Raw genomic sequence first — 21,936 nt, forward strand, 5'->3', positions numbered from 1 at the left:
GGCCGGGGAACGACGACGGCCCGCGGGATCCGAGGATCCGCGGGCCGGTCGAGGCGTGGTGCTCAGCTCTCGCTGACGTGGGCGAAGAGGAACCAGCGGTCCTTCTCGAGGCCGCGGCCGATCTCGATCGCGACGTCCTGGCTGCTCGCGTCGATCTCGGCGAGCTCGGCGATCGCCGTGTTGACGGTCGCGATGGCGACGTCCATCTGGCGGATGATCTCGACGATCGCGTTCTCGGAGCGCTGGAAGCCGGGGGTGAGGGGTTCGGACCGCGTCGCCGAGGCGACGGTCTGGATGCGGGCGTCGACCGGGAGGCCGAGGGCGACGACGCGCTCCGCGGCGAGGTCGGCCCACTCGATGGCGCGGCCGACGATCGCGTCGAGCAGCTCGTGGACGCCGATGAAGTTGGCGCCGCGGACGTGCCAGTGCGCCTGCTTGCCGTTGACGGCGAGCGCGGTCATCTCGACGACGACGGGGCTGAGGAACTGGGCGACTCCGGATGCGACATCCGGGTTCGACGAGGTGAGCGACGTGACGGACGTGGTGGACATCGTCTGGTCCTTTCAAGAGGGGGTGACTGATCGTCAACAGTACGCAGATCCCTCGGCGCCGCAAGGAAGCGCAGGCTCGGCTCAGTCCGGTGAAGGACAGGCTCACCTCGGTCGCGGAGGGGCGTCACGGGGGCTTCCCCCCGGGTGCCCGGAGCCGTGCCGCCGGTACGCTCGACCGGGTCGCGGCGGCGGCGGGAGCGGACAGGAGGCGCGGATGAGCGGAGCATCGACGGCCCTCGGCGAGGCCTCGCGCGCCTACCTCCGGCTCTGGCGCGGACTGCCCCGGGAGGTGCTCGCGCTGGTGGCCGCGATCCCGGTCGCGCTCCTCGGCGCCTTCTGCGCCGGCGTCGCGCTGGCCGTCGCGCTCGGGCTCGTCGGAGTCCTGATCGGCCTGGTGTTCCTGCCTGCCGCCCTCTACACGGCGCGCTTCTTCTCGCGGGCCGCCGTCGGCCTCGACGTGCTGGCCGGACGGCCCGCCGTCCCCCGGCCGCAGTGGCGGCGACCGCCCTCCTCCGTCACTCCGTCGACCTTCGCCCTCTACGGTCCGGTGATCGACGGGCACTACTGGCTCGCTCTCCTGCACACGCTCGTCGTGGCTCCGGTGCTCGCGCTGCTGTCAGGACTGCTCCTGGCGCTGTGGACCTGGGCGGGCCCGGGCACGGTGGCCGCCGCGCTCACGGGGGCCCCCGGTCCGGCCCGCCTGCTGGCCGAGAGCGGAGCAGCTCTGCTGGGCGCCCCGCAGCCTCCGGCGGGACTGGTCGCCGCGGCGACGGTCGCCACGACCGTCCTCTTCGTCTCGACCCTGCCGTTCGCCACCCGCGGTCTCTCCCTCCTGCACTGGCTGGTCGACCGTCTCCTGCTCGGCCCGTGGGAGTCGGAGGCGCTCCAGCGCGAGGTCGCCGAGCTGAGCGCCTCCCGCGGCGCAGCCGTCGCCGCCGAGGACCGCGCGCTGCGCCGGCTCGAGCGCGACATCCACGACGGCCCGCAGCAGCGCCTGATCCGGGTCCAGATGGACCTGGCCTCGGCACGCAATCGACTCGCCGCCGACCCGGAGTCCGCCGCCCGCCTGGTCGACGAGGCTCGCGAGCACGTGCGCGCCGCGCTCGACGAGCTGCGCGCCCTCTCCCGCGGCGTGGCGCCGCCGATCCTGCAGGACCGGGGCTTCGAGGCGGCGGTGCACTCGCTCGCCGAGCTCAGCCCGGTGCCGGTCGAGGTCCTCACCGAGCACCCCGTGGCGGACGTGCCGCCCGAGGTCGAGCGCAGCGTCTACTTCGTCGTCGCCGAGCTGCTCGCCAACGTCTCCAAGCACTCCGGTGCCCGATCGGTGCGGGTGCATCTCGACACCCGCGACTCCGGCACTCCGGGGGAGCGCTGGCTCGACGCCTGGGTGGTCGACGACGGAGTCGGCGGGGCGTCGCCGGTCGCCGGTCACGGTCTCGAGGGGGTCGGCGGGCGCGTCCGGGGCCTGCGCGGGATCCTGAGCGTGGAGTCGCCGGTCGGCGGGCCGACCACGGTCGGGGTGCACGTCCCCTACCGCCCGGCCGCCCTATCCTGAGGGCGTGCCCGTGATCCGCGTCGCCATCGCCGAGGACTCGGTCCTCCTGCGCGAGGGCCTGGTCCGCCTCTTCGAGGACGCGGGGTTCGCCTCCGTCGGCGCCTTCGGGGACGCGGACGCCCTGCTCGCCGATCTGGCGCGGGACCCGGCCGGCGTCGACGTCGCCGTGCTCGACGTCCGGATGCCGCCGACCTTCCGCGACGAGGGCGTCCGCGGGGCGCTGGAGATCCGCCGGCGCTACCCGCAGGTGTCGGTCCTGCTGCTCAGCCAGTACGTCGAGGTCACCTACGCGCAGGAGCTGCTCGGCTCCGGCGACGGCGGACTCGGCTACCTCCTGAAGGACCGGGTCGCCTCCGTGGAGGAGCTGCGCGACGCCGTCGAGCGCGTCGCGGCGGGCGGAACCGTCCTCGACCCGCAGGTCGTCGCCTCGCTCCTGCAGCGCAACCGCGACCCGCTCGCCTCGCTGACCCCGCGGGAGCGGGAGGTGCTGGAGCAGATGGCCCAGGGGCGCACGAACGCGGGCATCGCCTCCGCTCTCTTCGTCGGCGTGGGCGCCGTGGAGAAGAACGTGACCGCGATCTTCCAGAAGCTCGGGCTCGAGGACTCGGGCTCCGACCACCGGCGGGTGCTGGCGGTCCTCGCCTTCCTGCGCGCCGGGCGATGACCACCGGAGAAGAGGAGAACCCGATGCCGTCGAGTCCTGCGGAGGGCGCCCGCGTCCTCGCCCTGACCGGGGGACGCGCCCCGGAGATCGCCGACACCGCGTGGGTCGCTCCGGGCGCCACCGTGATCGGCTCCGTGCGCCTGGGGGAGCGGGCGAGCGTCTGGTACGGCGCCGTCCTGCGCGCCGAGCACGCGCGGATCGAGCTCGGCGCCGGCAGCAACCTCCAGGACGGCGTCGTCGTCCACGTCGACGCCGACTACGACGCGGTCATCGGCGCCGGAGTCTCGGTCGGGCACAACGCGGTGCTGCACGGCTGCACCCTCGAGGACGACGTGCTGGTCGGCATGAGCGCGACCGTCCTGAACGGGGCCGTCGTCGGCACCGGCTCGCTGATCGCCGCAGGCGCCGTCGTCCTCGAGGGGACGGTCGTCCCGCCGGGCTCGCTGGTGGCGGGCGTCCCCGGGAGGGTCCGGCGGGAGCTGACGGAGGAGGAGCGCGAGGGCATCCGCCGGAACGCCGCCTCGTACCTCGCCCTGACGGAGGACCACCGCGGCGCGGTCGGCTGAGCACGCCCGGAACGCCTCGGAACGACGAAGAGCCCCGGACGTCCGGGGCTCTTCGAGAGGAGAGGGGCTGACGAGAATCGAACTCGCATCATCTGTTTGGAAGACAGAGGCTTTACCACTAAGCTACAGCCCCGAATCGCTGGTCTGACGACCGCGAACCGGTGCGACCGGGTCTCTCGACCGGGCACCAGGACAGCGTAGTACATCGCGCGAGCACCGTGGACACCCCGGTCGTCCTCCGCCGCGCGGTTCCGGTCGCCGCTGCCGGGGTGCAGTACACTTGCGAAGGCCATTTCGGCGTGTCGCGCAAGCGCACGTGCGGGGACGGCTCGACGAGAGTCTCACGCACGGTGCCCAGGCCCGCGCATCCGGGGCGTAGCTCAGCTTGGCTAGAGCGCCCGCTTTGGGAGCGGGAGGTCGCAGGTTCGAATCCTGTCGCCCCGACCACGAGTACTCATCGTGACGACATCGACCCGTGACGACCGTCATCCGGCGCCGACACCAACCAGCACAGGAGATCCCCTCACGTGAAGACCACGGTAGAACAGCTGAGCCCGACCCGCGTGAAGCTCGCGATTTCGGTCACCCCGGACGAGCTCGGCCCCAGCATCACGCACGCCTACGGCCACATCGCCGAGCAGATCAACGTCCCCGGCTTCCGCAAGGGCAAGGTCCCGCCCGCCATCGTCGACCAGCGCGTCGGCAAGGCCGCGGTGCTCGAGCACGCGGTCAACGAGGGCCTCGACGGCTTCTACCGCGAGGCCGTCCGCGAGACCGAGGTCCGCCCCCTGGGCCGCCCGCAGGCCGACATCGTCGCCTGGCCGAGCGACAAGGACTTCACCGGCGACCTCGAGCTCGCCATCGAGGTCGACGTGCGCCCCGAGATCACCGTCCCGGACTACGACGGCATCGAGCTCACCGTCGAGGCGGCCGAGGTCACCGACGCCGACGTCGACGCCGAGCTGGACAAGCTCCGCAGCCGCTTCGGCACCCTGGTCACCGTGGACCGCCCGGCGAAGACCGGCGACTTCGCGCAGATCGACCTGGTCGCCTCCATCGACGGCGTCGAGGTCGACACCGCCAACGCCATCTCGTACGAGCTCGGCTCGGGCGAGCTGATCGAGGGCATCGACGAGGCGCTCGACTCGCTCACCGCGGGCGAGAGCACCACGTTCACCGCTCCGCTGCTCGGCGGCGACCACGCCGGCGAGCAGGCCGAGATCGCCGTCGCGCTCACCGCCGTCAAGGAGCGCGAGCTCCCCGAGGCCGACGACGACTTCGCGCAGATCGCCAGCGAGTTCGACACCATCGCTGAGCTGCGCGAGTCGCTCAAGGAGCAGGCCGCTCAGCAGAAGACCTTCGGCCAGGGCGGCGAGGCCCGCGAGAAGCTCGTCGAGGCGCTGCTCGCCCTCGTCGAGGTGCCCGTGCCCGCCGGTCTCGTCGAGGACGAGGTGCACCGCCACCTCGAGGGCGAGAACCGCCTCGAGGACGACGAGCACCGCGCCGAGGTCAAGGAGGCCAGCGAGAAGACCTTCAAGACGCAGATCCTCCTCGACCACGTCGTCGAGCAGGAGAAGGTCCAGGTCAGCCAGGACGAGCTCACGCAGTACCTCATCCAGGGTGCGGCGCAGTACGGCATGGAGCCGAACGAGTTCATCAAGATCCTGTCCGAGAACAACCAGATCGGCCAGATGGTCGGCGAGGTCGCCCGCAACAAGGCGCTCGCGATCGTCCTCGGCAAGGCGAAGGTCACCGACACCGAGGGCAACGCCGTCGACCTGACCGCGTTCACCGCGGTCCCCGGTGACGACGAGGCCGTCGAGGCCTCCGACGAGGCCGTCGCCTCGGACGAGACCGAGGTCGTGGAGGAGGCTCAGGCCGCCGCCGACGCCGAGGTCCCCGCGGAGCCCGTCGCCGAGGAGCCCGCCGCCGAGGAGGAGCCCGCCCCGGCCCCCAAGAAGAAGCGCGCGCCGGCCAAGAAGAAGGCCGCCGCTCCCGCCGAGGAGACCCCGGCCGCGGAGTAGTCCCCGCGAGCACGTCAGGAGCCGCCCCCCGATCCGTCGGAGGGCGGCTCCTCTCGTTGCGGGGCTCCGGTCCGCCCCGGGCGAACACGGGCGACTCCCGCTCCGCCCCGGGCGAACACGGCCGGATCGGCCTGGCGGCGTCCGATAGATTCGCCTCCGAAGCGACAACTGAAACGGAGCAATACATGGCCGACATGGTTATGCCCAACAGTGTTTTCGACCGCCTGCTCAAGGACCGGATCATCTGGCTCGGTTCCGAGGTGCGCGACGAGAACGCGAACGAGATCGCCGCGAAGCTCCTGCTCCTGGCAGCCGAGGACTCCGAGCGGGACATCTACCTCTACATCAACTCGCCCGGCGGCTCCATCACCGCGGGCATGGCGATCTACGACACGATGCAGTTCGTCCCGAACGACATCGTGACCGTGGGCATCGGGATGGCGGCCTCCATGGGCCAGCTGCTCCTCACCGCCGGAACCCAGGGCAAGCGCTACATCACCCCGAACGCGCGAGTGCTCCTCCACCAGCCGCACGGCGGCTTCGGCGGCACGGCCTCCGACATCCAGACCCAGGCGCAGCTCATCCTCGACATGAAGAAGCGCCTCGCCGAGATCACCGCCAAGGCGACCGGCAAGACCGTCGAGCAGGTCAACGAGGACGGCGACCGCGACCGCTGGTTCAGCGCCGAGGAGGCCCTCGCCTACGGCTTCGTCGACCACATCCGCTCGTCGGCGACCGACGTGGCCGGCGGTGGCGGAACCGCCATCGACGAGTAGTCCAGCGAACGCGCCGAGAGATCAGGAACAGACAATGACCACACCCACCTTCGGCGGAACGGCGTTCGGCTCCGGAGCCGCACCGTCCTCGCGCTACATCCTCCCCACGTTCGAGGAGCGCACGGCCTACGGCTACAAGCGCCAGGACCCGTACGCCAAGCTCTTCGAGGACCGCATCATCTTCCTCGGCGTCCAGGTCGACGACGCCTCCGCGGACGACATCATGGCCCAGCTCCTCGTGCTCGAGAGCCAGGACCCGGACCGCGACATCGTCATGTACATCAACTCGCCCGGTGGATCCTTCACCGCGATGACGGCGATCTACGACACGATGCAGTACATCCGCCCGCACATCCAGACGGTCGTGCTCGGCCAGGCCGCCTCGGCCGCCGCCGTGCTCACCGCCGCGGGAACGCCGGGCAAGCGCCTCGCGCTGCCGAACGCGCGCATCCTCATCCACCAGCCCGCCGTGCAGCAGGGCGGGGGCCAGGCCTCGGACATCGAGATCCAGGCCGCCGAGATCATGCGCATGCGCGAGTGGCTCGAGGAGACGCTGTCGCACCACTCGAACCGCTCGATCGAGCAGGTCAAGAAGGACATCGACCGCGACAAGATCCTCGGCGCGAGCGACGCGCTCGAGTACGGGCTGATCGACCAGGTGCTCACCAGCCGCAAGAGCCTCCCGGCTCTCACGGCGTAGGGCGTCCAGGAGGGGCCGGGTGGCGGAGCGATCCGCCGCCCGGCCCCTCTCTGCGTCCTCCGTCGCCGTAGCAAAGCGCCACACGAGGCGCAAGGCACGGCGAATCCGGCCCGCCTGCCGAGCCCTCGCGGCTCAGCGGCTAGGCTCGGAGCAGTGTCAGGGGGCTCGTCCCGCTCGCACCGGCCGGAGCTCCGGGCTCCGTTGCACGACCGACCGACGCACGACAGACGCACGACAAGGAAGTGGGGCATCCCCGTGGCACGTATTGGCGAAAGCGCCGACCTGCTGAAGTGCTCCTTCTGCGGCAAGAGCCAGAAGCAGGTCCAGCAGCTCATCGCGGGACCGGGCGTCTACATCTGCGACGAGTGCGTCGAGCTCTGCAACGAGATCATCGAGGAGCGCCTCTCCGAGTCGAGCGAGGAGACGAGCCACGAGTTCGACCTCCCGAAGCCGAAGGAGATCTTCGGCTTCCTCGAGGAGTACGTGATCGGGCAGGAGCAGGCCAAGAAGGCCCTCGCCGTCGCCGTGTACAACCACTACAAGCGCGTGCGCGCCCGCAACACCATCACCGCCGCCGACGCGATCCACGACGAGGTCGAGATCGCCAAGAGCAACATCCTGCTCATCGGCCCCACGGGCTGCGGGAAGACCTACCTCGCCCAGACCCTCGCGAAGCGCCTCAACGTGCCTTTCGCCGTCGCGGACGCCACGGCCCTCACCGAGGCGGGCTACGTCGGCGAGGACGTCGAGAACATCCTCCTCAAGCTCATCCAGGCCGCCGATTACGACGTCAAGCGTGCCGAGACCGGCATCATCTACATCGACGAGGTCGACAAGATCGCGCGGAAGGCCGAGAACCCCTCGATCACGCGCGACGTCTCGGGCGAGGGAGTGCAGCAGGCGCTGCTCAAGATCCTCGAGGGCACCGTCGCCTCCGTGCCCCCGCAGGGCGGGCGGAAGCACCCGCACCAGGAGTTCATCCAGATCGACACGACGAACGTCCTCTTCATCGTCGCCGGCGCCTTCGCCGGACTCGAGGACATCATCTCGTCGCGGGCGGGCAAGCGCGGCATCGGCTTCGGCGCCCCGCTGCACAACAAGGAAGACGAGATCAACATCTTCAGCGAGGTCCTCCCGGAGGACCTGCACAAGTTCGGGCTGATCCCCGAGTTCATCGGGCGCCTCCCCGTCGTCACGACGGTCACGCAGCTGGACCAGGTCGCGCTCATGCAGATCCTCACCGAGCCGCGCAACGCGCTCGTGAAGCAGTACCAGCGGATGTTCGAGATCGACGGCGTCGAGCTCGAGTTCGACCGGGGCGCTCTCGAGGCCATCGCTGACCTGGCGGTCCTCCGCCAGACCGGCGCCCGCGGACTGCGCGCGATCCTCGAGGAGGTGCTCGGCCCGATCATGTTCGAGGTGCCCTCCTCGGACGAGGTGGCTCGGGTCGTCGTCACCCGCGCCGCGGTGCTCGACAACGCGGCCCCGACGATCGTCCCCCACGCTCCCCGCCGTCAGGAGAAGAGCGCCTAGTCGCTCCCCGCCCCGCTCTGCCAGTTCACCGCGATTGGCCCGGCGGATCGTCGGGCGAGGCGCTCTCGCTTCCCTAACCTGGCGGAGCGCGCCGACGGCGCGTCCCGCCGCCTCGGTGCCGGTCGATCCCCCGGGAGGCATCGCCATCGTTCAGCCGCTGCTCGCCGGGATCGTCGCCGCCCTGACCGGCTTCTCGAGCTCGTTCGCGATCGTGCTCGCCGGGGTGGTCGCGGTGGGCGCGACGGACGAACAGGCGGCCTCGGGCCTCCTCGCCGTCTGCGTGCTGCAGGGAGTCCTGTGCATCGCGCTGAGCATCCGCTACCGCGTGCCGATGACCTTCGCCTGGAGCACGCCGGGCGCCGCCCTGCTGGCCGCGACCGCGACGCTCCCCGGTGGCTTCGACCGCGCGGTCGGAGCGTTCCTGGTCGCCTCCGCTCTGCTGGTGGTCACCGGGCTGTGGCCGGCGCTCGGGAGGCTCGTCGCGCGCATCCCGCGGCCGCTCGCGAACGCCATGCTCGCGGGCATCCTGTTCCCGCTCGTCCTGGCGCCGGTGCGCGCGGCGGTCGAGATCCCCTTACTCGCCCTGCCGGTGATCCTGCTCTGGCTGCTGCTCCTGCGGCTCCTGCCCCGCTGGGCGGTGCCGGCCGCGATCGCTCTGGCGATCGTGCTGCTGGTCGTGACGGACGGCGCGGCACTCGCCGGTGCACCGCTGCTCCCCGTGCCGCAGTTCGTCGCTCCGGTGTTCGAGATCGGAGCGATGGTCGGGATCGGCCTGCCGCTCTACGTGGTCACCACGGCCGGGCAGAACATCCCGGGCATCGCGGTGCTGACGAGCTTCGGCTTCGCGGCCCACTCGCGTCCCGGGATCGTCTCGACCGGTGCTCTCTCCGGGGTCTCGGCGGTCTTCGGCGGCGTGCCGATCAACTACGCCGCGCTCAGCGCCGCGCTGACCGCGGGTCCCGAGGCCTCGCCGCGGCCGGAGCAGCGCTGGGTCGCCTCGGTCTCGGCGGGCGCCTCCTACCTCGTGCTGGGCGTGTTCGCCGGAGCGGCCGCCGCGCTGGTGTCCTCCGCGAGCCCGCTGCTGATCGAGGCGGTCGCCGGTCTGGCGCTGCTGGGGGTGTTCGTGTCGGCGGTGCAGGCCGCTGTGGAGGACGCGCGGCTGCGGCTGCCGGCGGCGGCGACGCTCCTGGTCACCGCCTCCGGCACGACCATCGCAGGGATCGGCTCGGCCTTCTGGGGCCTTGTCGTGGGACTCGTCCTCCTCGCCTGGCTCGTCCCCCGGCGCCGCTAGAGGAGGCCGCGGCGCGCGAGCAGCGGCTCGGTCCGCGCATCCCGCCCGCGGAACGCGCGGTACGCGTCGAGCGGATCGCGGGAGCCGCCGAGCTCGAGCACCCCGCGGCGGAAGCGCTCGCCCGCCGAGCGGTCGAGGCCGCCGTTCTCCTCGAACCACTCGACCGTGTCCGCGTCGAGGATCTCGCTCCAGATGTAGGAGTAGTAGCCCGCGGAATAGCCGCCGGAGAAGACGTGCGCGAAGTACGTGCTGCGGTAGCGGGGCGGCACGGCGGGGAGGAGGAGGCCCGCGCCGTCGAGCACGTCGCGCTCGAAGGCGGCCGCGTCGCGCGGCTCGACCGGTGCCGGCAGGGAGTGCCAGGCGAGGTCGAGCAGGGCGGACGCCAGGTACTCGCTCGTCGCGAAGCCTTCGCCCCACAGCGCGGACGCCTCGAGGCGCTCGACGGTCCCCGCGGGCAGGGCCTCGCCGGTCTCGACGTGGCGGGCGTACTCGGCGAGGAGCCCAGGGCGGCGCACCCACGTCTCGTTCACCTGGCTCGGGAACTCGACGAAGTCCCGGAACACCGCGGTACCGGCGAAGCGCGGGTACCGCGTGCTCGCGAACAGGCCGTGCAGGGCGTGCCCGAACTCGTGGAACAGCGTCTCCACCTCGTCGAGGCTGAGAAGGGCGGGCTCGCCCGGGCCCGGAGCCGACAGGTTCAGGTTGTTCACGACGACGGCGGAGTCACCGAGCAGCGACGTGCGGCTGGAGAGGGAGTTCATCCACGCCCCGCCGCGCTTCGAGTCGCGGGTGAAGGGATCGAGCAGGAACAGGCCCAGCGGCGTCCCGTCCTCCTCGTGCACCTCGAACACGCGGACGTGCTCGCTGTAGCCGGCCAGGTCGCTCCGCTCCGAGAAGCGGACGCCGTAGAGACCGGTGGCGGCGGCGAACACGCCGTGCCGGAGCACCCGCTCCAGCTCGAAGAAGGGACGCAGTGCGCTGGAGTCGACGGAGTAGCTCTCCGACCGCACGCGCTCCTCGTAGTAGGCGCGATCCCACGCCTCGATCGTGAAGCGCGGCGCTCCGGCGGCGTCCTGCTCGGCGTCGGCGGAGGCCTGCATCCGCTCGAGCTCGATCCTCGCGTTCCGGGCGGCGGGAGCGGCGAGCTCGCGCAGCAGCGACAGGACGCGCTCCGGCGAGCCCGCGGTCTGGCCCGAGATCACGAACTCGGCATGCGAGGCCGCGCCCAGCAGAGCTGCGCGCTCGGCCCGCAGCGCGACGATCTGCTGCAGGGTCGCGGTGGTGTCGTGCGGCCCGCCTTCCGCACCGCGGCCGACAGAGGCGCGCAGGACGCGCTCGCGGACGCCGCGGTCGCGCAGACGCGCGAGCCAGGGGTGGCCGGAGTAGAGGGGCAGGGTGATCAGCCAGCCGTCGACGCCGCGGTCGGCGGCGGCGCGCGCGGCGGCCGAGACGTCGGACTCGTCGAGCCCGTCGAGGCCGGCGACGTCCTCGAGGAGGACCGCCCGGTCGTTCGACTCGGCGAGCAGGTCCTTCTCGAAGCGCGTGGTCAGGGTCGACAGCTGCTCGTTCAGCTCGCCGAGCCGTGCCTTCCCCGCGTCGTCGAGGAGCGCACCGGAGCGCTCGAACCCGGTGATCCTCCGTTCCAGGAGATAGGCCGTCTCGGCGTCGAGGTCGAGCTCCGTCGACTGCTCGGCGAGAGCGCGGAGCCGGGCGAACAGGCGCGGGTCGAGGCTGATCGCATCGCTGTGGGCCGAGAGCAGCGGAGCGAGCTCGGCCTCCAGAGCGTCGGTGAGCGGAGTGCGGTCGGAGGCGGCGACGGTGAAGAAGACGGCGCTCACCCGGCGCAGCTCGCGGCCCGCCCGCTCGAGGGCGACGAGGGTGTTCTCGACGGTCGGCGGCTCGGAGGCGCCGGCGATCGCGCCGATCTCGGCGCGGTGCCGGCGGAGGGCCTCGAGGAACGCCGGGCGGTAGGCCTCGGGGTCGACGGCGGCGAAGTCGGGGAGCCCGTGGGGGAGTCCGCTCGGCTCGAGCAGGACGGCGACGGGATCGGGAGCACTCATCCTGCGAGCCTAGAGCGCGAGCGGGGGAGAGGGCTCCGGCTCAGGATCGCAGGACGCGCGCGCTCACCGGGCTCGGCGACCGCGCCGCGAAGGGGCGTCAGCCCCAGTCGTCGTCGTCCTCGCCCTCCACACGGCCCTGCGGCTGCGTGATGTAGGCAGCGTCCTCGTCGGGACGGTAGGTGATCGTCGTGCCGTCGTCGAGTTCGAGCACGGGCCTGCCCTCGAGCCAGGTGAGCGTCCAGCGCCAGTCGGCGGTCGCCGTGCCGGCCGCGGCGAGCTCGCCCTCGACGTCGCCGATGGCGGTGACGACGATCTCGGGGAGGGTCTGCGGCGGCACCTGGCCGACCGACCAGCGGGTTCCGAGCTGCATGGGAGGGGTCCTCTCGACGGTGGGGAGGGAGGCGGGACGGTTCCCGCCCCCCGGGAGCGGCGCTACGCCTCGGTCTCGAGCTCGATGCCGACCGCGAGGGCGTCGCCCTCGGCGAAGTCGAGCGTCGCGATCCTGCCGACGGCCGCGAGGTCTCCCGCGGCGAGTCGGAGAGACGCGACGAGCTCGGCGGGCGCCGTCACCAGGGCGGAGCGGGCCGGCGTCTTCTGCGAGGCCTTCGCATCGGTCTTCGCGCGCCGGATGGCCGTGAGGACGGAGCTCGCCGCGGCCAGGACGGCGGGGTCGCCGCCCAGGCCCTCGACGGCCGGCCAGGGGCGCAGGTGCACCGAGTCGTCGTGCGACCACGACCAGGTCTCCTCCGTCGCGAACGGCAGGAACGGCGCGAACAGGCGCTGGAGGACGTCGAGCGCCCGGTGCAGGGCGGCCGCGGCGGACGCGCCGTCCTCGCTGTACGCGCGCTCCTTCACCAGCTCCAGGTAGTCGTCGCAGAACGTCCAGAAGAACGCCTCCGTCGTCTCGAGGGCGCGGGCGTGGTCGTAGTTCTCGAGCGCCGTCGTCGCGTCGGCGACCACAGTGTCGAGGGTGGCCAGCATGCTGAGGTCGAGAGGGTCGGTGACCTCGGCGCCCTCGGCGAGAGGGAACCCGTGGATGAACTTCGCCGCGTTGAGGATCTTGATCGCCAGTCGGCGGCCGATCTTGATCTGCGTCGGGTTCTGCGGATCGAAGGCCGCGTCGGTGCCCAGGCGCGAGGAGGCGGCCCAGTAGCGGACCGCGTCCGAGCCGTGCTGCTCGAGCATCGCGGCGGGAGTGACCACGTTGCCCTTCGACTTCGACATCTTCTTGCGGTCGGGGTCGACGATGAAGCCGGACACGGTCGCCGTGCTCCACGGGGCGCGGCCGTCCTCGAGCTGCGAGCGCAGGAGGGTAGAGAAGAGCCAGGTGCGGATGATGTCCTGGCCCTGCGGGCGCAGGTCGTAGGGAGCGACCAGCTGCCAGAGCTCGTCGTCGCGCTCCCAGCCGCCCGCGAGCTGCGGGGTCAGCGAGGAGGTCGCCCAGGTGTCCATCACGTCGAGCTCGCCCTGGAAGCCGCCCGCCGCTCCGCGCTGGTCCTCCGAGTAGCCGGGGGCCGGGTCGCTGGAGGGATCCACCGGCAGCGCCGCCTCGTCCGGCACGATCGGGGAGTCGAAGACGGGGTTGCCGTCGCCGTCGAGCGGGTACCACACCGGGATCGGCACGCCGAAGAAGCGCTGGCGCGAGATCAGCCAGTCGCCGGAGAGGCCGTTCACCCAGTTCTCGTAGCGGACGCGCATGAACTCCGGCACGAAGCGCACGTCGCGGCCGAGCTCCAGCAGGCGCTCCTTGAGCACCGCGTCGCGAGCGCCGTTGCCGATGTACCACTGGCGGGTCGACACGATCTCGAGCGGCTTGTCGCCCTTCTCGAAGAACTTGACCTGGTGCGTGATGGGGCGCGGGTCGCCGACCATCTCGCCGGACTCCTTCAGCAGCGCCACGACGGCCTGCTTCGCGGAGAAGACGGTCTTGCCGGCGAGCTGCTCGTAGGCGGCGCGGCCCGCGTCGCTCGTGATCGCGGCGGGAGCCTCCGAGATCAGGCGGCCGTCGAAGCCGATGATCGCGCGGTTGGGCAGGTCGAGCTCGCGCCACCAGACCACGTCCGTGACGTCGCCGAAGGTGCAGATCATCGCGATGCCCGAGCCCTTGTCCTTCTGCGCGAGGTGGTGCGCGAGCACCGGGACCTCGACGTCGAAGAGCGGCGTGCGGACGGTGGTGCCGAACAGCGCCTGGTAGCGCTCGTCGTCGGGGTGCGCGACGAGGGCGACGCAGGCGGGCAGCAGCTCGGGACGGGTCGTCTCGATGAAGACGTCCTCACCGCCGTCGCGGTGGAAGCCGAGGCGGTGGTAGGCGCCGGGCTGGTCCTTGTCCTCGAGCTCCGCCTGGGCGACGGCGGTCCGGAAGGTGATGTCCCAGAGCGTCGGGGCCTGCGCCTGGTAGGCCTCGCCGCGGGCGAGGTTGCGGAGGAAGGCGCGCTGCGAGGCGGCCTGCGACTCGTCGCCGATGGTCCGGTAGCTCTGCGACCAGTCGACGGACAGGCCGAGGGCGCGCCAGACGTCCTCGAACTGCTTCTCGTCCTCGACGGTGAGGCGCTCGCACAGCTCGACGAAGTTGCGGCGCGAGATCGGCTTCTGGTCGGCGGCCTTGCTGCTCTTATTGTCGCCGCCCTCGAACGGAGGCGTGAAGCCGGGCTCGTAGGGGAGCGTCGGGTCGCAGCGCACACCGTAGTAGTTCTGCACGCGGCGCTCGGTGGGCAGGCCGTTGTCGTCCCAGCCCATCGGGTAGAAGACGCTCTTGCCGCGCATCCGCTGGAACCGCGCGACGACGTCGGTGTGCGTGTAGGAGAAGACGTGCCCGATGTGCAGCGACCCGGAGGCGGTGGGCGGCGGGGTGTCGATCGAGTAGACGTCGGCGCGGGTGAGGCCGGTGCGGTCGAACCGGTAGGTCCCGTCGGTCTGCCAGCGGAGGCCCCACGTGCCCTCCAGGCCCTCGAGGGCGGGCTTCGCGAGGAGGCGGTCGGCGAGGGTCATGATGCTCCGGTTCGCTATGGGCGGCACCGCGTCGGTGGTGATGGTGCCTGGATGGGGCTCCGGGGCGAGTCGCCCGCCGGCCGCGACGATTCTACCGGAGCGGCGGGAGCCGGGTCAGTCGACGACGGGGGCGAAGCCGGCGCGGACGGGCGCGAGCGCCTCGTCGAGATAGGGCACGAGCTCGCCGCGGGTGGGGCCCGCCGCGGCCCAGGCCTGCACGGCCGCCACCGCGGCTCCGACGCTCGCGTAGGCGATGGCGCGCGAGAGGTGCGAGGGCAGCGGGCGCGCGCTCCGCTCCTCCACGAAGCGGGCGATCACGGCCGCCTGCCGCGCGAGGCGGCCGAGGGCCGACGCCTGCAGCTCGTGGACGCTGCCGATCATGTCGGACTGGGTGAGCACCCACGGCACCGTCGCGGGTCCGAAGCCGGAGCCGATCGCGAGCAGCGCGTCGCCGAGCGCGTCCATCACCGGCGCCTCTGCCGCAGTCTCGGCCAGCGCCTCCGGGAGCTCGGCCAGCCGGTCGTCGACCAGCACCCAGAAGACGTCGCTCTTGGACTCGAAGTAGTTGAAGAAGGTGTTGCGCGAGACGCCCGCGCGCTGGGCGATCTGCTCGATCGTCGTGCCCGCGTAGCTCTGCTCGACGAAGAGGTCCAGTGCGGCGTCCTCGAGCATGGAGCGCGACGACGCGCGGGGCCGTCCGCGCTGCACTCCTCGCACCATGACCCGCTCCTGCTCCGCTTCCCCCGACGCGCTAGGATAGCGCCGGACGACTTCGACCCGGCCATCACCGGTGAGTCTCCGGAAGAACGGTGCCGGCTCCGGCCTGCGCCCAGTAGACCCGGACGGGTGCGGCCCGTGACAGCCGATCGAGTGGGAACGCGTCAGCGGGCACTCCTCCGGGAGCGACCGGCCGACCGGTCCAAGCGAGGTGGTACCGCGACCCGGCCCGGGGTCTGAGATCCGGGCGGGCCGTCCTCGTGCAGACCAGCAGCACTGCCAGGAGACCGCACGTGACCTACCCCCTGACCCCGCCCACCCCGCACGGAGCCGAGCCCGCCGAGGGCTCCGCGTTCGGCCGGGGCGTGTCCCCGTCGCCGCGCTTCCCCGAGATCGAGGAGCGCGTGCTCGCGTACTGGAAGGCGGACGACACCTTCCAGGAGTCGATCCGGCAGCGCGAGGGAGCGCCGGAGTGGGTCTTCTACGACGGCCCGCCGTTCGCCAACGGCCTGCCGCACTACGGGCACCTCCTCACCGGCTACGCCAAGGACGTCTTCCCCCGCTTCGAGACGATGCGCGGACGGCAGGTGCACCGCCGCTTCGGCTGGGACACCCACGGCCTGCCCGCCGAGCTCGAGGCGGAGCGGCAGCTCGGCATCACCGACAAGTCCCAGATCGAGGAGATGGGCGTCGCGGCCTTCAACGCCGCCGCGAAGGAGTCGGTGCTGCGCTACACCGGGGAGTGGCAGGACTACGTCACCCGCCAGGCGCGCTGGGTCGACTTCGACGACGACTACAAGACGCTCGACCCCACCTTCATGGAGTCGGTGATCTGGGCGTTCAAGCAGCTCTACGACAAGGGCCTCGCCTACGAGGGCCACCGCGTGCTGCCGTACTGCTGGCGCGACCAGACGCCGCTCTCGAACCACGAGCTGCGGATGGACGACGACGTCTACAAGATGCGGCAGGACCAGACGGTCACCGTCACCTTCCCGCTGGTCGGCGAGACGGCGGAGGCGCTCCAGCTGACGGCGGTCCGCGCTCTCGCGTGGACGACGACGCCGTGGACGCTGCCGACGAACCTCGCGCTCGCCGTCGGGCCCGACATCGAGTACGCGGTCGTCCCCGCCGGCCCGAACGGCGCGGCCGACGGCAGGGGCGAGCCCGAGGAGCGCGAGCTCTCGGCCGAGTACCTGCTCGCCATCGACCAGGTCGGCGCCTACGCGAAGGACCTCGGCTATCCGGACGCGGAGTCGGCCCTGGCCGCCGTCTCGCGCACCCACCGCGGCTCCGAGCTCGAGGGGATCAGCTACGACCGCCTCTGGGACCACTACGCGGACACCGAGGCCTGGGGCACGCAGAACGCGTGGCGCATCCTCGTCGCCGACTACGTGACCACCAGCGAGGGCACCGGCATCGTGCACCAGGCGCCCGCCTACGGCGAGGACGACCAGAAGGTCTGCGAGGCGGCGGGCATCCCCGTCATCATCTCGGTCGACGACGGCGGCCGCTTCCTGCCGCAGATCAGCGAGGTCGCCGGCCTCCAGGTCTTCGACGCGAACAAGCCCCTCACGCAGCTCCTGCGCGCGGGCCACCGGCTGCTCCGCCAGGCGAGCTACGAGCACTCGTACCCGCACTGCTGGCGCTGCCGCAACCCGCTGATCTACAAGGCGGTCTCGAGCTGGTTCGTCCGGGTCACCGCGATCCGCGACCGCATGGAGGAGCTCAACCAGGAGATCACCTGGGTCCCCGAGAACGTCAAGGACGGCCAGTTCGGCAAGTGGCTCTCGGGCGCGCGCGACTGGTCCATCAGCCGCAACCGCTACTTCGGCTCGCCGATCCCGGTGTGGAAGAGCGACGACCCGGAGTACCCGCGGATCGACGTCTACGGCTCGCTGGACGAGCTGGAGCGCGACTTCGGCGTGCGCCCGGACGACCTGCACCGGCCGTTCATCGACGAGCTGACCCGCCCGAACCCCGACGACCCGACCGGGCGCTCGACGATGCGCCGGATCAGCGACGTCCTCGACGTCTGGTTCGACTCCGGATCGATGCCCTTCGCCCAGGTGCACTACCCGTTCGAGAACGCGGACTGGTTCGACACCCACAACCCGGCGGACTTCATCGTCGAGTACATCGGGCAGACGCGCGGCTGGTTCTACACGCTGCACGTGCTCTCCACCGCGCTCTTCGACCGCCCGGCGTTCCGCAACGTGGTCAGCCACGGCATCGTGCTGGGCAACGACGGGCAGAAGATGTCCAAGTCGCTGCGCAACTACCCGGACGTGGCCGAGGTCTTCGACCGCGACGGCTCCGACGCCATGCGCTGGTTCCTGATGTCGAGCCCGGTCCTCCGGGGCGGCAACCTCGTCGTGACGGAGGAGGGCATCCGCGAGGGCGTCCGCCAGGTGCTGCTGCCGCTGTGGAGCACCTGGTACTTCTTCTCCCTCTACGCCAACGCCTCGGCGGGCGGCGGCTACGAGGCGACCAGGCGCACCGGCTCCGAGGACGTCCTCGACCGCTACCTGCTGGCCAAGACCCGCGATCTGGTCGAGACCGTGACCGGCCGGCTCGAGGCGCTGGACTCCACGCTCGCGGCCGCCGCGCTCCGCGACTTCAGCGACGTGCTGACGAACTGGTACGTGCGCCGCTCCCGCGACCGCTTCTGGCAGGGCGTCGACGAGGACGGCCGCGGATCGGAGGCGTTCGACACGCTCTACACGGTCCTCGAGACCGTGTGCCGCGTCGCCGCCCCGCTCCTGCCTCTCGTCACGGAGCAGATCTGGCAGGGCCTGACCGGCGGCCGCAGCGTCCACCTCACCGACTGGCCGGAGGCGGACGAGTTCCCCGCCGACCCTGCGCTCGTGCACGCGATGGACGCTGTCCGCGGCATCTCGTCCACCGCGCTCTCCCTCCGCAAGCAGGCCGGGCTCCGCGTTCGCCTGCCGCTCGCGCGCCTGACCGTGGTGGTCGCGGACGCCGCCGAGCTCGCGCCGTTCGAGGCGATCCTCCGCGACGAGCTGAACGTGAAGGAGGTGTCGCTGGTGCCGCTGGTCGACTCCAGCGCCGCCGACTACGGCGTCACCTCCCGTCTCGCGGTCAACGCGCGCGCCGCCGGGCCCCGGCTCGGCAAGGGCGTGCAGACCGTGATCAGGGCCGCCAAGGCCGGCGACTGGAGCGAGACGGACGGCGTCGTCACCGCCGGCGGCGTCGAGCTGGTCGAGGGCGAGTACGAGCTCACGCTCGAGGTCGGCGGCTCGGCCGGCGACGACCGCGCCATCGCCCTGCTCCCGCGCGGGGGCTTCGTGCTCCTCGACACGGCGACCACCCCCGAGCTCGAAGCGGAGGGGCTCGCCCGCGACCTCATCCGCGCGGTGCAGGACGCCCGCAAGGCGGCCGGGTTCGAGGTCAGCGACCGGATCGTCCTGGAGGTCGTGCTCGACGAGCCGAGCCTGCAGGCGCTCGAGCCGCACGCGCTCTGGATCGCGGAGGAGACCCTCGCGACCGGATGCGCGTTCACTCCGCTCACCACGGCTCTCGAGGGCGGCGAGGGCGCGATCGCCGTCGGCCCCGCGGGCACCGCCATCATCCGCGTCGAGAAGGTCGAGGCCGCCGATGTCTGATCCGTTCGAGCCGGACGACGCCGACCGCGCAGCCGCCGACGCCGTCTACGCCGCGCTGCTGGAGCGCCTGGGCGAGGCGAGCGTCCGCCCGCGCCTCGCTCCGACCCGGCGCGCCGTCGAGATCCTCGGCGACCCGCAGCGCGCCTACCCGGTGATCCAGATCGCCGGAACCAACGGCAAGACCTCGACCAGCCGGATGATCGAGAGCCTGCTGCGCGCCCACGGGCTGCGGGTGGGCCTGTTCACCAGTCCGCACCTCGAGCGCTTCAACGAGCGCATCGTCATCGACGGAGAGCCGATCTCGGACCGGAGCCTCGCCGACAACTGGCAGGACGTCGAGCCGTACCTGCGGATGACCGACGCCGAGCTGGCCGAGCAGGGCGAGGCGCCGCTGTCCTTCTTCGAGGCGATCACCGTCCTGGCCTACGCGGCCTTCGCCGACGCGCCGGTCGATGTGGCCGTCGTCGAGGTGGGGATGGGCGGCGAGTGGGACTCGACGAACGTCGCCGACGCGCAGGTCGCCGTCTTCACGCCGATCGCCCTCGACCACACCGACCGCCTCGGCTCGACGATCGAGGAGATCGCGCGCACCAAGTCGGGCATCGTCAAGCCGCTCGCCTCGGTGGTCTCCGCGAGGCAGGTCCCGGAGGCGGAGGCGGTGCTGCGGCACGCGGCCGAGGCCACCGAGTCGACGATCGTCGTCGAGGGGGCGGAGTTCGACGTCGAGTCGACGACCGTCGCCGTCGGCGGCCAGGTCGTCACCGTCCGGGGACTCGTCACCACGTACGAGCAGCTGCTGCTGCCGTTCTTCGGCGACCACCAGGCCGAGAACGCCGCCGTGGCCGTCGTCGCGGTCGAGACCTTCCTGGGAGGCGGGACGCAGGAGCTCACCGGCGACGTCCTCGACGAGGGCTTCGCCGCCGCGACCTCCCCGGGCCGCCTGCAGCTCGTCGGACTGGCTCCGCGCACCGTCGTCGACGCGGCGCACAACCCGCACGGGGCCGCGTCCCTCGCCGCCGCTCTCGGGCGCTACTTCGACTTCGACCGCGTGACGGCCGTCCTCGGCGTGCTGGCCGAGAAGGACGCCGAGGGGATCCTCCGGGAGCTCCGCCCCGTGGTGGACGAGCTGATCGTGACCACGGCGCCGAGCGATCGGGCGATGCCCGCCGAGGAGCTCGCCGCGCTCGCCCGCACCGTGTTCCCGGAGGAGGCGGTCCGCGTCGCCGACGACCCGCTGGGTGCTCTCACGGCCGGCCGCGTCCTCGCGGCGCGCACCGACAAGGGCGCTCTGCTGGTCACGGGCTCGATCACCCTCGTCGGCCGCACGATCACTGCGGCCCGCGACGAGAACTGGATGGGCGCGTGAGGGCCGGGCGCCCGCGGCGCTCGCGGACCGTCCGGGAGAGCCTCGGCTCGATCGTGCTCGGCTTCGAGGCGGTCATCGTCTTCCTCGCCACCCTGGTGGCCTTCGGGCTGAAGGCGGCCGACCCCGTGGTCGTGCTGGTCGGGGGAGCGGTGGTCTGCCTCGCGCTCGTCGCCACTCTGGGCCTGCTGAACCGGCCGGTCGGCTTCCGCATCGGCTGGGTGCTGCAGTTCGTTATCGTGGCCTCGGGCCTGCTGGTCCCGATCATGTACGTGATCGGCGCCGCCTTCGTGGCGCTGTGGACGTACTGCATGGTGACCGGCACCCGCCTCGACGCTCAGACGCGCCGGGCGGCGGAGCCCACCGCCCCCACCGAAGGAGACCGCTGAACCATGGCCACTCAGGAGACCCTCGTCCTCGTCAAGCCCGACGGCGTCGCCCGCAACCTCACCGGCGAGATCCTCCGCCGCATCGAGGCGAAGGGCTACTCCCTCGTCGACGTGAAGCTCGTCGAGGCCGACCGCAAGCTGCTCGCCGCCCACTACGCCGAGCACGAGGGCAAGCCCTTCTACGAGCCGCTCGTCGAGTTCATGGAGAGCGGCCCGATCGTCGCCCTGCGCATCGCGGGCGACCGTGTGATCGAGGGCTTCCGCGCCCTCGCCGGCACCACCGACCCGACCACGGCCGCTCCCGGCACCATCCGCGGCGACCTCGGCCGCGACTGGGGCCTCAAGGTCCAGCAGAACCTCGTGCACGGGTCCGACTCCGAGGAGTCGGCCGCGCGCGAGCTCGGTCTCTGGTTCGCCTGAGCCGCTCGGCCGCCTGCCTCTGACGACGTCCGTCAGAGGTAGGCGAGCACGTTCAGCCTCACCTGCGCGATCACCGCGATCAGCAGGTAGCAGAGCAGCGTGATGAACGGGACCCAGCCGTAGGCGGCACCGGCGAAGCGGCGCACCCCGGCGGGGACGGGGAACACGCCCTCACGGAGGTTGCGGAGCGTCACCAGCCAGAAGCCCGGGATGACGACGGCCCAGGTGAGCATGCACCAGGGGCAGAGGGTTCCGAGCGCGAAGACGCTCGTCGCGATGAGCCAGCCCACGAACACCAGGGCCAGCAGGAAGCCGACGTTGAAGGCCGCCCAGAACCACCGGTCGAACCGGGCGCCCGCGAGCAGGCCCAGCCCCACCACGATCGGCGCGATCCAGGCCGCCAGGCCGATGAGAGGGTTCGGGAAGCCGAAGACCGCGCCCTGCGCCGAGTTCAGGTTCGCACTGCACTGCACCAGCAGGCTGAAGTCGCAGCCGAGGCCCGCATCGGGGTTCTCGAGAGCGGCGAACTTGTCGTTCGTGAGAGCGAAGGCGGCGGTCCAGCCGATCACGCCGAGGACGATCAGCAGGACGGCGAAGAGGACGGGGCGCTGCTGGGTGGGGGCGTCGCGCACCCCGGGATCGCTGGACACCGGGGGATTATGGCACGCGCCGGATCGGCGCCTCTGGGAATGCGTGCGATAATCGGAGCCGTCGGT

At 71.8% G+C, this 21,936-nt stretch carries 18 protein-coding genes and 2 tRNA genes; 13 read left to right on the forward strand and 7 right to left on the reverse strand.

The features are described 5' to 3' along the window. Positions 1-62: 62 nt before the first annotated feature. Positions 63-551 carry a Dps family protein gene (locus C5D66_RS01000; protein WP_104232536.1) on the reverse strand — a complete coding sequence of 163 codons (489 nt, stop codon included), beginning with the start codon at positions 549-551 and terminating at the stop codon, positions 63-65. Between the two features lie 214 nt (positions 552-765). Between C5D66_RS01000 and C5D66_RS01005 the strand changes: the two genes are divergently transcribed. From C5D66_RS01005 to C5D66_RS01015, 3 genes are read left to right on the forward strand one after another with little or no spacing between them, the layout of a single operon-like run. Continuing rightward, positions 766-2,106 (forward strand): histidine kinase, encoded by a 1,341-nt coding sequence (locus C5D66_RS01005; RefSeq protein WP_104254924.1) that lies wholly within the window; start codon positions 766-768, stop codon positions 2,104-2,106. A gap of 4 nt (positions 2,107-2,110) precedes the next feature. Continuing rightward, the gene (locus tag C5D66_RS01010; protein WP_104223696.1) at positions 2,111-2,770 is read left to right on the forward strand and encodes a response regulator transcription factor; all 660 of its coding nucleotides are present in this window, start codon (positions 2,111-2,113) and stop codon (positions 2,768-2,770) included. A 23-nt stretch (positions 2,771-2,793) separates the two neighbouring features. After that, positions 2,794-3,336, forward strand: coding sequence for a gamma carbonic anhydrase family protein (locus C5D66_RS01015; protein ID WP_104254923.1), 543 nt, complete (start codon positions 2,794-2,796; stop codon positions 3,334-3,336). A 62-nt stretch (positions 3,337-3,398) separates the two neighbouring features. Here the strand turns inward: C5D66_RS01015 and C5D66_RS01020 are convergent. Further along, positions 3,399-3,469: transfer RNA gene (locus C5D66_RS01020), tRNA-Gly, on the reverse strand. A 236-nt stretch (positions 3,470-3,705) separates the two neighbouring features. Between C5D66_RS01020 and C5D66_RS01025 the strand changes: the two genes are divergently transcribed. From C5D66_RS01025 to C5D66_RS01050, 6 genes are all read left to right on the forward strand, one after another. Then, positions 3,706-3,783 (forward strand) — tRNA-Pro (locus tag C5D66_RS01025). Positions 3,784-3,863: 80 nt separating this feature from the next. After that, positions 3,864-5,360: a trigger factor gene (gene tig / locus C5D66_RS01030; RefSeq protein WP_104232539.1), complete on the forward strand. Its 1,497-nt coding sequence runs from the start codon at positions 3,864-3,866 to the stop codon at positions 5,358-5,360. Positions 5,361-5,545: 185 nt separating this feature from the next. After that, positions 5,546-6,136 (forward strand): ATP-dependent Clp protease proteolytic subunit, encoded by a 591-nt coding sequence (locus tag C5D66_RS01035; RefSeq protein ID WP_097165884.1) that lies wholly within the window; start codon positions 5,546-5,548, stop codon positions 6,134-6,136. Between the two features lie 34 nt (positions 6,137-6,170). Continuing rightward, entirely contained in the window at positions 6,171-6,836 is a 666-nt protein-coding gene (locus C5D66_RS01040) for an ATP-dependent Clp protease proteolytic subunit (RefSeq protein WP_068253282.1), read from the forward strand. Positions 6,837-7,091: 255 nt separating this feature from the next. Then, complete coding sequence (gene clpX, locus C5D66_RS01045; protein ID WP_104223693.1) at positions 7,092-8,369, forward strand: ATP-dependent Clp protease ATP-binding subunit ClpX; 1,278 nt, start codon at positions 7,092-7,094, stop codon at positions 8,367-8,369. 115 nt (positions 8,370-8,484) lie between these two features. Then, positions 8,485-9,660, forward strand: coding sequence for a benzoate/H(+) symporter BenE family transporter (locus tag C5D66_RS01050; protein WP_104254922.1), 1,176 nt, complete (start codon positions 8,485-8,487; stop codon positions 9,658-9,660). Here C5D66_RS01050 and C5D66_RS01055 read toward each other — a convergent pair. The 4 genes from C5D66_RS01055 to C5D66_RS01070 form a co-directional block, all read right to left on the reverse strand. Next, complete coding sequence (locus tag C5D66_RS01055) at positions 9,657-11,720, reverse strand: M3 family metallopeptidase (protein ID WP_104254921.1); 2,064 nt, start codon at positions 11,718-11,720, stop codon at positions 9,657-9,659. The genes C5D66_RS01050 and C5D66_RS01055 overlap by 4 nt on opposite strands. A gap of 97 nt (positions 11,721-11,817) precedes the next feature. Further along, positions 11,818-12,090 (reverse strand): hypothetical protein, encoded by a 273-nt coding sequence (locus C5D66_RS01060; protein WP_104250565.1) that lies wholly within the window; start codon positions 12,088-12,090, stop codon positions 11,818-11,820. A 62-nt stretch (positions 12,091-12,152) separates the two neighbouring features. After that, a complete protein-coding gene (gene valS / locus C5D66_RS01065; RefSeq protein ID WP_104254920.1) occupies positions 12,153-14,708 on the reverse strand; it encodes a valine--tRNA ligase in 2,556 nt (851 codons plus the stop codon). A 114-nt stretch (positions 14,709-14,822) separates the two neighbouring features. After that, positions 14,823-15,428, reverse strand: coding sequence for a TetR/AcrR family transcriptional regulator (locus C5D66_RS01070; RefSeq protein WP_104254919.1), 606 nt, complete (start codon positions 15,426-15,428; stop codon positions 14,823-14,825). Between the two features lie 290 nt (positions 15,429-15,718). Here C5D66_RS01070 and ileS point away from each other — a divergent pair, with 290 nt between their 5' ends. The 4 genes from ileS to ndk are packed head-to-tail and all read left to right on the forward strand — an operon-like array spanning position 15,719 to position 21,220. Further along, positions 15,719-19,048, forward strand: coding sequence for an isoleucine--tRNA ligase (gene ileS / locus C5D66_RS01075; RefSeq protein ID WP_104273176.1), 3,330 nt, complete (start codon positions 15,719-15,721; stop codon positions 19,046-19,048). Beyond that, positions 19,041-20,414 carry a folylpolyglutamate synthase/dihydrofolate synthase family protein gene (locus C5D66_RS01080; RefSeq protein WP_104254918.1) on the forward strand — a complete coding sequence of 458 codons (1,374 nt, stop codon included), beginning with the start codon at positions 19,041-19,043 and terminating at the stop codon, positions 20,412-20,414. Before ileS ends, C5D66_RS01080 begins: the two co-directional genes overlap by 8 nt. Then, entirely contained in the window at positions 20,411-20,800 is a 390-nt protein-coding gene (locus C5D66_RS01085; RefSeq protein WP_258061495.1) for a DUF4233 domain-containing protein, read from the forward strand. The genes C5D66_RS01080 and C5D66_RS01085 overlap by 4 nt, the downstream gene beginning before the upstream one ends. A gap of 3 nt (positions 20,801-20,803) precedes the next feature. Further along, on the forward strand, positions 20,804-21,220 hold the full coding sequence (gene ndk, locus C5D66_RS01090; protein ID WP_104254917.1) for a nucleoside-diphosphate kinase: 417 nt from the start codon (positions 20,804-20,806) through the stop codon (positions 21,218-21,220). 32 nt (positions 21,221-21,252) lie between these two features. On the opposite strand, the gene C5D66_RS01095 is transcribed toward ndk, so the two are convergent. Then, positions 21,253-21,870 (reverse strand): vitamin K epoxide reductase family protein, encoded by a 618-nt coding sequence (locus C5D66_RS01095; RefSeq protein WP_244230638.1) that lies wholly within the window; start codon positions 21,868-21,870, stop codon positions 21,253-21,255. Between the last annotated feature and the right edge of the window lie 66 nt (positions 21,871-21,936).

Source organism: Rathayibacter sp. AY1B4, from assembly GCF_002932815.1.
Taxonomy (GTDB): domain Bacteria; phylum Actinomycetota; class Actinomycetes; order Actinomycetales; family Microbacteriaceae; genus Rathayibacter.

Excerpts from the sequence above, each read along its gene's own strand:
- C5D66_RS01000 (WP_104232536.1), bottom strand. The coding sequence starts at position 551 with ATGTCCACCACGTCCGTCACGTCGCTCACCTCGTCGAACCCGGATGTC.
- C5D66_RS01005 (WP_104254924.1), top strand. The coding sequence starts at position 766 with ATGAGCGGAGCATCGACGGCCCTCGGCGAGGCCTCGCGCGCCTACCTC.
- C5D66_RS01015 (WP_104254923.1), top strand. The coding sequence starts at position 2,794 with ATGCCGTCGAGTCCTGCGGAGGGCGCCCGCGTCCTCGCCCTGACCGGG.
- C5D66_RS01035 (WP_097165884.1), top strand. The coding sequence starts at position 5,546 with ATGGCCGACATGGTTATGCCCAACAGTGTTTTCGACCGCCTGCTCAAG.
- C5D66_RS01040 (WP_068253282.1), top strand. The coding sequence starts at position 6,171 with ATGACCACACCCACCTTCGGCGGAACGGCGTTCGGCTCCGGAGCCGCA.
- C5D66_RS01055 (WP_104254921.1), bottom strand. The coding sequence starts at position 11,720 with ATGAGTGCTCCCGATCCCGTCGCCGTCCTGCTCGAGCCGAGCGGACTC.
- C5D66_RS01060 (WP_104250565.1), bottom strand. The coding sequence starts at position 12,090 with ATGCAGCTCGGAACCCGCTGGTCGGTCGGCCAGGTGCCGCCGCAGACC.
- valS (WP_104254920.1), bottom strand. The coding sequence starts at position 14,708 with ATGACCCTCGCCGACCGCCTCCTCGCGAAGCCCGCCCTCGAGGGCCTG.
- C5D66_RS01070 (WP_104254919.1), bottom strand. The coding sequence starts at position 15,428 with ATGGTGCGAGGAGTGCAGCGCGGACGGCCCCGCGCGTCGTCGCGCTCC.
- C5D66_RS01080 (WP_104254918.1), top strand. The coding sequence starts at position 19,041 with ATGTCTGATCCGTTCGAGCCGGACGACGCCGACCGCGCAGCCGCCGAC.
- ndk (WP_104254917.1), top strand. The coding sequence starts at position 20,804 with ATGGCCACTCAGGAGACCCTCGTCCTCGTCAAGCCCGACGGCGTCGCC.